This is a genomic window from Haloparvum alkalitolerans, assembly GCF_050122995.1.
In the GTDB taxonomy this organism is placed as follows: domain Archaea; phylum Halobacteriota; class Halobacteria; order Halobacteriales; family Haloferacaceae; genus Haloparvum; species Haloparvum alkalitolerans.
The window spans coordinates 23,791-31,286 of sequence record NZ_JBNLIA010000019.1 but is presented as its reverse complement, the minus strand read 5'-3'; the positions used below and the strand labels follow the sequence as shown (position 1 = coordinate 31,286).

Genomic DNA, 7,496 nt, shown 5'->3' with positions numbered 1-7,496 from the left:
CATTCCGAACACGGAAGTGAAGCCCACCTGCGTGCCGGGTAGTACTGGAGTGGGAGACCCTCTGGGAGTACCGGTTCGCCGTCTGCCCATTCATACGCACATTCATACGCGGATACATTTAGTGGCGAGCGGCGGTGCTGTGTGACGCGGGAAGAGGTGTTTTCGAGAAGGTCCGGTTGGCGAGTGGCGACGCTGTGAGATCGGAGAGGAGTGAACTCGGCGAGCGGCAGCGCCGTCGGGCGTTCCTCGCTTAGCCTTCGAGGAGGTCGGGCGCGTGGACGCGCTCGTCGGCGGCGTCGCGCCAGGAGCGGCTCGGCGTCCAGCCGAACAGGCGCTCGGCTTTCTCGATCGCGTACGCGGAGCGGTCGGAGTCGGCGGCGACCGCACAGTCGTCGGGGATCGCTCCGTAGTGGCGACGCAGGAGGTCGACGAGCGGTCGTCCGAGCGCGTTGTCGGCGGCGACGCAGTTGACGGCTTCGTGGCCGTCGACGGGGTCGGTGAGGGCGGCGGCGACGAGGTCGGCCACGTCGCGGACGTCCACGTAGGACCAGAAGTTCCCGGCGCCCGCACCGAGGTCCTCGACGTACTCGGGCTCTCGACACGGGTACTCGCCCGGGAACTGGATCCACGAGGGGCGGATCGAGGTAACTGACACGCCGTCGCGACGCGCGGTCCGGTCGGCGCATCGCTCGGCGGCGATCTTCGAGAGCCCGTAGGGGTCCTCCGCCAGCAGGTCGTGCGACTCCGGGATCGGGAGCGCGTCGGGGAGGGGCGTCGGGTCGGCGAAGAAGAAGCCGTAGGCGCCGTCGCTCGACGCCTGTACGACGCGGGCGTCGGCGCGCCCGGCGGCGGTGAGGACGTTGTACGCGGCGAGGGTGTTTGTCTCGAACGTCGTCCCGTCGGGGTGCTCGCCGGCGACCGGGATGGCGGCCCAGTGAACGACGGCGTCGGGATCGACTTCCTCGATCAGGTCGAACGTCTCGCCGCGGTCGGTCAGGTCGGCGGCGCGGAAGTCGAGTCCCTCGCGCGGCGTCGCCTCGAAACCGGGGTGGTCGAGGTCGACGCAGACCACGTCGTAGTCGTCGAGGAGGCGGTCGACGACCCAGCGGCCGGAGCTCCCCAGTCCGCCCGTGACGAGGACGGTCTCGCGCTCGCCGCTCATGGCTCCGTCAGCGAGGGGGCGTCCACGTCGGCGGTCGCGGCGTCGCGCCAGGTGTGGCTCGGCGTCCAGTCGAACAGGTGCTCGGCCTTCGCCGTCGAGAGCGCGGACGCGTCGCCGTCGGCGTCGAGGCCGCAGTCGTCGGGGACCTCGCCCCAGAAGGCCAGACACGCGTCGACGACGGAGCCGTCGAGGTAGGTGTCCGCCGCGGCGGCGTGGACCGCCTCGTGGCCGTCGACGGGGTCGGCGAGGGCGGCGGCGACGAGGTCGGCCACGTCGCGGGCGTCGACGTACGACCAGCAGTTGCCGGCGCCGTTCGAGAGGTCGGCGAGCGTCGCCTCGCTCCGGCAGTTGTACTCGCCGGGCTGTTGGATCCACGACGGGCGGACGGAGGTCACGGAGACGTCGTGTTTGCGGACGACGGTGTCGGCGACGTCCTCTGCGACGACCTTGCCGAGCCCGTAGGGGTCCTCGGGTCGCCGGGGGTGAGCCTCGGTGATCGGGAGGGCGTCCGGGAGGGGGGTTTCCTCGGCGAAGGCGAAGCCGTAGGCGGACTCGCTCGACGCCTGCACGACGCGGGCGCCGGCGCGTCCGGCGGCGGTGAGGACGTTGTACGCGGCGAGGACGTTCGTCTCGAAGACGCGGCCGCCGGCGTGCCGGGTCGGGGAGGGGATCGCGGCCCAGTGGACGACGGCGTCGGGGTCGACGGCGTCGATCAGGTCGTAGGTCTCGCCGCGGTCGGCCAGGTCGGCGGCGCGGAAGTCGACGTTCTCGGCCGCCGTCGCCTCGAAACCGGGATGGTGCAGGTCGACGCAGACCACCTCGTACTGGTCCGCGAGGCGGTCGACGATCCAGCGTCCGGAGCGACCGAGGCCGCCGGTGACGATGACTGTCTCCATGCGCGGAGGTGTGTCGGAGGCGGGTTATAAGCCGGTGGAACCGGCACCGGGCGGCCCCTCCGGCAGGCTTTACCGCTCCGGGCCGCTACCCTCGCGTATGCAATGGAGCACCGACTGGGGGTTACGCGGGCGCATGGCGCTCACCATGTTCCTGCTGTTCGCCCTCTATCTGGCGTTCGTCGGGGTCCTCATCTCCGTCTTCGACGCGGGGATCTTCGTGACCCTCCTGCTGCTCGGCGGCTTCTCGCTGGCGCAGTACTTCTTCAGCGACAAGCTCGCGCTGCGGAGCATGGGTGCGCGGACGGTGGAGCCCGACGAGGAGCCGGAACTGCACCGCATGGTCGACCGGCTGAGCCAGCAGGCGGACCTGCCGAAGCCGACGGTCGCGGTCGCGGACACGCAGGTTCCGAACGCGTTCGCAACCGGTCGCAACCAGGAGAACGCGACGGTCTGCGTGACGACTGGTCTGATGCGGAGTCTCGATCAGGAAGAGCTGGAGGGCGTGATGGCCCACGAGCTGGCCCACGTCAAGAACCGCGACGTGATGGTGATGACCATCGCCTCGTTCCTCTCCACCATCGCCTTCTTCATCGTGCGCTGGGGCTGGCTCTTCGCCGGCAACGACAGGAACGCCCCGCCGGTGTGGGTCGCGGTCGCCGTCTCGCTGCTGGTCTGGGTGGTCTCGTTCCTGCTCATCCGCGCGCTCTCGCGCTACCGGGAGTTCGCCGCGGACCGCGGCGCCGCGTCGATCACGGGCAAGCCCGGCGCGCTCGCCTCGGCGCTGTTGACCATCGACGGGACGATGGACCGCGTGCCGACCGAGGACCTCCGCGACGAGGCGGAGATGAACGCATTCTTCATCATCCCCATCAGGAAGGGGTTCATCGGGAAGATCGCCTCCACGCACCCGAGCACGGAGAAGCGCGTCGACCGGCTTCGGGAGCTGGAAGCCGAGATGGAGACGGCCTGAGACGCGGTCGGCCGCGGGACCCCTTCCGCCCCGCGGACGGAGAAACGCCCTAATCCCCGGCCCCCCTACCATCGACCAGTCAATGGGCCTGTTCGACACGCTCCGCTCCGTCCTCGGGACCAGCGCGGAGACCGACGCGACCCGGGACGCGGACCCGGAGGACCTGTTCGGGATGTCCACCGCCTACGTCACGATGGAGGCGGACCTGGGCTACGACCACTGCGGCGAGGCGGCGCTCTGTTTCTCCGGCGTTGACTCGACCGCCTTCGAGGACACCGTCGACGAGGTGGAGGCGATCCTCGAGGCCGGCGAACTCGAGACCGGGACGGGCTACCACGAGTACGAGGACGACCACGGCTACCGCTGGTTCGTGCTGGAGGACACGGACCCGGAGGACCTCGTGACGAGCGTCCACTTCGCGGCCGACACCTTCGTCGAACAGGGGTTCGGCTCCCGCCTGCTCGCGGCCGTCTTCGGCTTCGAGAAGGACGACCGCGGCGCCTACTGGGTCTACTCGTTCCGCCGCGGCGCCTACTACCCCTTCGTCCCCGACGGCGACCACGAGCGTGACAACCGGACGGAGTTCAAGCTGCGGTCGGTGCTCGACGGCGAACTCGAGATCGAGGACGACGAGGCGTACTGGTATCCCCTCTGGCCGGACGCGGCCAGCGGTCATCCCTGGGAGTAGCGCCCGAAGACACTTACCGGCGTCCGCTGACCACCCGACATGCGCCGCCGTGCCCTCCTCGCGACCGTCGGCGGGAGCCTCGCGCTCGCCGGCTGTGCCGCCGACGCACCGACCGAGACAGACCCCTCGAACCGTACCGATTCCGGTTCGGAGCCGACTGACACCGACACGCCGGACGCTGCCCTCCCGGACGATTGCCCCACGACGCGTGGCTACGGGGTCGGCTTCCCGCCGGACACGGAGGACCGGGCCGCGGTAGAGACGTTCGTCGCCGCGTACGAGACGGCTCACCTGAACGCCACCGCGGTGAATCACGGGGCGGACGAAGTCGGCACGGTCCGTCCCCGGATCGAGGGGTCGACCGCGGTCCCGGGGAGCGGCTCCGTTGCAGGAGGCTGGACCGTCACCGCGGAGACGACGTGGTACGAGGAACGGGTCGTCGAGGTCGAGTTGGTCGCGGAGCCGGCCGAGCCCCCCGAGGGAACCGACCCCCTCCCGGTCGACGACCTCCCGGACGAGCTCGACACGCTCCCGGGCGTCGTTCGCGAGGCCGCGGCGTCCGGCGAGACGATAGAGCGGCGCCTGTTCGACGACTCGGAGGCGGTTCGGGAGGCGCTCGCCGACGCGCCGGAGCGCGACGGGACGCGGTTCCTCGTCGCGGACGGGACGACCGTCGGCGTCACGCTGCGGGCGGTCGTCGAACACGCCGACAACGCGGTTCGAGCGCACTACTTGCTCACTCCCCGCCTGCTCCGGCGGGCGGAGGGGTACGGCGACGACGTCGACCCGCGCGAGGGGGCCCTGCTGGAGTGTCGCGCGTAGCGACGCGGATGGACACCGACTTTACCGCCCGCGGCCAACCCCTTCCCGATGAGTGACTCGAGCGACGGGGGCCGGACCGCGGGCGTCCTCCGCGCGGTCGCCGTGCAGACGGCCCTCCTGTCGGGCGCGGCCCACGCGCTGTGGGCGTGGCCCCTGATCGGCGCGTCCGATCCGCGTCCGTACGTCTTCCTCGCGGTCGCGGTGCTGCTGGCGCTGGTCGGCGCAGCCGTCCTCCGCGCCAGCGAGGAGTACCGTCGGCTCTACGCGCTCGGGGCCGGAACGCTCGCCGCGCTGCTGATCGGGTACGTCGGCTGGCACGGGGCGTCGGCACCGGCCGCGCTCGCCGCCGACCCGCTGGCGGTCGTCGCCAAGTTCGCCGAAGCGGTCGGCGTCGTCGCGTTTCTCGCCCTCTACCGCCGCGCCCCGCCGACGAGCGCGGTGGTGGAGCGGCGCCGCACGGACGACCGGGCGGCCGGCGGCGTGGACGGGGAGACGGAGACGAACCCGACGGAGGGACCCGACCCGTGACGGACGCGTATCTGACCGTCGCGGAGCGCGCGACCGCCACCTTCGAGGTGCGCGGGTCGGAGTTCCTCGGCCACGTCTCCCCCGCCGCCTCCGTCGACGAGGCCGAGGCGTTCGTCGAGACGGTGCGCGAGGAGTACGCGGACGCCACGCACAACGTCCCGGCCTACCGCGTCCCGGCGGGCGAGCCCTCCGAGCGACGGCCCGGGGACGGCGAGGTCATGCTCCGCGAGTACGCCAGCGACGACGGCGAGCCGAGCGGCTCCGCGGGAAAGCCGGCGCTCAACGTGTTGCAGGGCCGCGAGGTCAGAAACGTCGCCGCCGTGGTCACGCGCTACTACGGCGGGACGAACCTCGGCGTCGGGGGACTGGTGAGCGCGTACTCCCGCGCGGTGCAGGACGCCCTTGACGCGGCCGGCGTCGTCGAGGAGCGCCCCCACCGGACGATGGTCGTCACGACCGCCTACGACGACTCGGGGACGGTCAGGGGGATCGTCGAGTCCGCGGACGTCTCGTTCGAGGCGGAGTACGGGGAGGACGTGACCTTCGAGATAAGGGTCCCGGTCGCGGAGGCGGCGGCGTTGGCCGACCGCCTTCGGAGCGCGACGAGCGGGCGCGTCGACCCGGAGTGATCGCCTTGCGGGGGCGGCGGCCGGCGGTCGGCGGCCGGCGATCCCCGGTCAGCGGTCGAGCCAGACGTTGTTGTAGTCGCTGACGACCCGCGGGTTGTACTGCGACCGCGGGTGCGCGACGAAGTCCTGAACGTGGTCGCGGAGCCCGATGGAGACGCGCATGCTGTAGCCGGGCAGGTGGACGCGGTCCTCCAGCAGCGTCGGGATGATCGACTCGTAGAGCTCGCGCCGCTCGTCGATGTCGCTGGAGCGGCGGGCGGCGATAATGTCCTCCATCACCGCGTCGTTCTCGTAGTAGGTGCCGTTGGTGGCGCCGATCTGCTCCTCGTGGAACAGGTTGTAGACGTAGGAGTCGGGGTCGGGGCCGCCGAGCCAGCCGAGCGCGTAGAGGTTGTAGTCGTCCTCGCTGCCGGTGTCGTAGGTGTCGAGGAACGTCCCCCAGTCGAGCCGGCGGACCTCCGCGTCGTAGCCGGCCTCGTTCAGGCCGTTCGACACCGAGATGCCGATCTGCTCGCGCAGGTCGTCCGGCGGGACGATGATCCGGAAGCCGTAGTCCTCCTCGACGCCGGCGTCGGCGAGCAACTCGGCCGCGCGGTCGGCGTCGCGGTCGTGGGCGATGTCGGCCCACTCCTCGGTCGGGAGGTCCCACGACTCGGCGACCGGGAGCGGGACCGGCCCGTAGTTCCGGGCCCCGGCCGGTTCGATGAAGTTCTCGACGGCCTGATCGATCGAGGCGGCGTAGTCGATCGCCTCGCGGACCTGGGGGTCCGTCGTCGGGCCCTCGTTGCAGTTGAACGCGAGGTAGTAGTAGGAGATACCCGGCTCGGACTGGAGGCTCATGTTGTCGGCCTCCCGGACCGTCTCCCACGTCTGGGGCGTGATGCCGTCGGCCACGTCGGACTCGCCCGTCTCCAGCGAGACGACGCGCGTGGTGCTCTCCTCGACCGGTTCGAAGCGCAGGCGTTCGAGGTGCGGCGCGGGCTCCCCCCAGTAGTCGTCCCAGCGCTCGAGGTCGACGTACTCGCCCTCGCTCCAGTCGACGAACTCGAAGGGACCGGACCCGACGGGAGCGTCGAGGTTGAACGCCTCCGGGTCCTCCTCGCGGACCGCCTTCGGCACGACGTTGCGGGTCAGCGCCAGCGTGAAGAACGGCCCGTAGCCGTACTGGAGGTCGATCTGCACCGTCCGGTCGTCGACGACCTCGACCGTGTCGATCATGTCCACGTCGGGCTTGTTCGCGGTTTCCTCCTCGATGGGCGTGAGAAGCGAGTAACGCACGTCCTCCGCGGTCACGGGGTCGCCGTTCTGGAAGCGCGGTCCGTCGCGGAGTTGCACGATGTATCGCGTGCCGTCGCGCTCGACGGTCGGCTCCTCGCTGGCGAGGTGCGGGACCGGGTCGGTCCCCTCGTCGTAGGCGTACAGCGGCTCGAACACCTGTGAACAGACCTGCTGTGAGTAGATGTCGTTGACGACGAGCGGGTCGAACTCGATCGGCGACACCTGCTGGGAGTAGACCAACTCGCCGCCGTCCCGGGACGCCGCGGTCGACTCGGCGCCGGTCGCGGTGCCCTCCGCCGATCCCTCGCCGCCCGACGAGCCGCCGTCTCCGGCACAGCCGGCGAGTGTCGTCGCGGTCGCGCCCGCGGCCACACCGCCGAGCAGTCGTCGTCGCGAGTAGTTGAACTCGTGTGACATGGGTGGCGTTACGACTCCCGTTGTAAACGCCCGCGGTAAGTGGCAGAATCCGGTCCTGCACCCGGGTAGTGGTAACACTATCCTGTTCTGGCGCTCGACTCCGCGA

General features: G+C 70.8%; 8 protein-coding genes and 1 rRNA gene. 6 read left to right on the top strand and 3 right to left on the bottom strand.

Annotation, left to right across the window (positions count from 1 at the left end):
- Positions 1 to 87, top strand: a 5S ribosomal RNA gene (gene rrf / locus ACQE3L_RS15135); the annotation flags it as partial.
- Positions 88 to 250: 163 nt separating this feature from the next.
- Here rrf and ACQE3L_RS15130 read toward each other — a convergent pair.
- Together ACQE3L_RS15130 and ACQE3L_RS15125 are read right to left on the bottom strand one after the other, a co-directional pair.
- A complete protein-coding gene (locus ACQE3L_RS15130) occupies positions 251 to 1,162 on the bottom strand; it encodes an NAD-dependent epimerase/dehydratase family protein (protein WP_426964696.1) in 912 nt (303 codons plus the stop codon).
- Positions 1,159 to 2,058, bottom strand: coding sequence for an NAD-dependent epimerase/dehydratase family protein (locus ACQE3L_RS15125; RefSeq protein WP_426964695.1), 900 nt, complete (start codon positions 2,056 to 2,058; stop codon positions 1,159 to 1,161). Before ACQE3L_RS15125 ends, ACQE3L_RS15130 begins: the two co-directional genes overlap by 4 nt.
- Before the next feature lie 97 nt (positions 2,059 to 2,155).
- Between ACQE3L_RS15125 and htpX the strand changes: the two genes are divergently transcribed.
- From htpX to ACQE3L_RS15100, 5 genes are all read left to right on the top strand, one after another.
- A complete protein-coding gene (gene htpX / locus ACQE3L_RS15120; RefSeq protein ID WP_426964694.1) occupies positions 2,156 to 3,028 on the top strand; it encodes a zinc metalloprotease HtpX in 873 nt (290 codons plus the stop codon).
- Between the two features lie 82 nt (positions 3,029 to 3,110).
- Complete coding sequence (gene pspAB / locus ACQE3L_RS15115; RefSeq protein ID WP_426964693.1) at positions 3,111 to 3,716, top strand: PspA-associated protein PspAB; 606 nt, start codon at positions 3,111 to 3,113, stop codon at positions 3,714 to 3,716.
- Between the two features lie 39 nt (positions 3,717 to 3,755).
- A complete protein-coding gene (locus ACQE3L_RS15110; protein WP_426964692.1) occupies positions 3,756 to 4,538 on the top strand; it encodes a hypothetical protein in 783 nt (260 codons plus the stop codon).
- Positions 4,539 to 4,586: 48 nt separating this feature from the next.
- Positions 4,587 to 5,066 (top strand): hypothetical protein, encoded by a 480-nt coding sequence (locus tag ACQE3L_RS15105; RefSeq protein ID WP_426964691.1) that lies wholly within the window; start codon positions 4,587 to 4,589, stop codon positions 5,064 to 5,066.
- Positions 5,063 to 5,695, top strand: coding sequence for an IMPACT family protein (locus ACQE3L_RS15100; protein WP_426964690.1), 633 nt, complete (start codon positions 5,063 to 5,065; stop codon positions 5,693 to 5,695). Before ACQE3L_RS15105 ends, ACQE3L_RS15100 begins: the two co-directional genes overlap by 4 nt.
- Before the next feature lie 48 nt (positions 5,696 to 5,743).
- On the opposite strand, the gene ACQE3L_RS15095 is transcribed toward ACQE3L_RS15100, so the two are convergent.
- Entirely contained in the window at positions 5,744 to 7,390 is a 1,647-nt protein-coding gene (locus tag ACQE3L_RS15095; RefSeq protein ID WP_426964689.1) for an ABC transporter substrate-binding protein, read from the bottom strand.
- Positions 7,391 to 7,496: the final 106 nt, after the last annotated feature.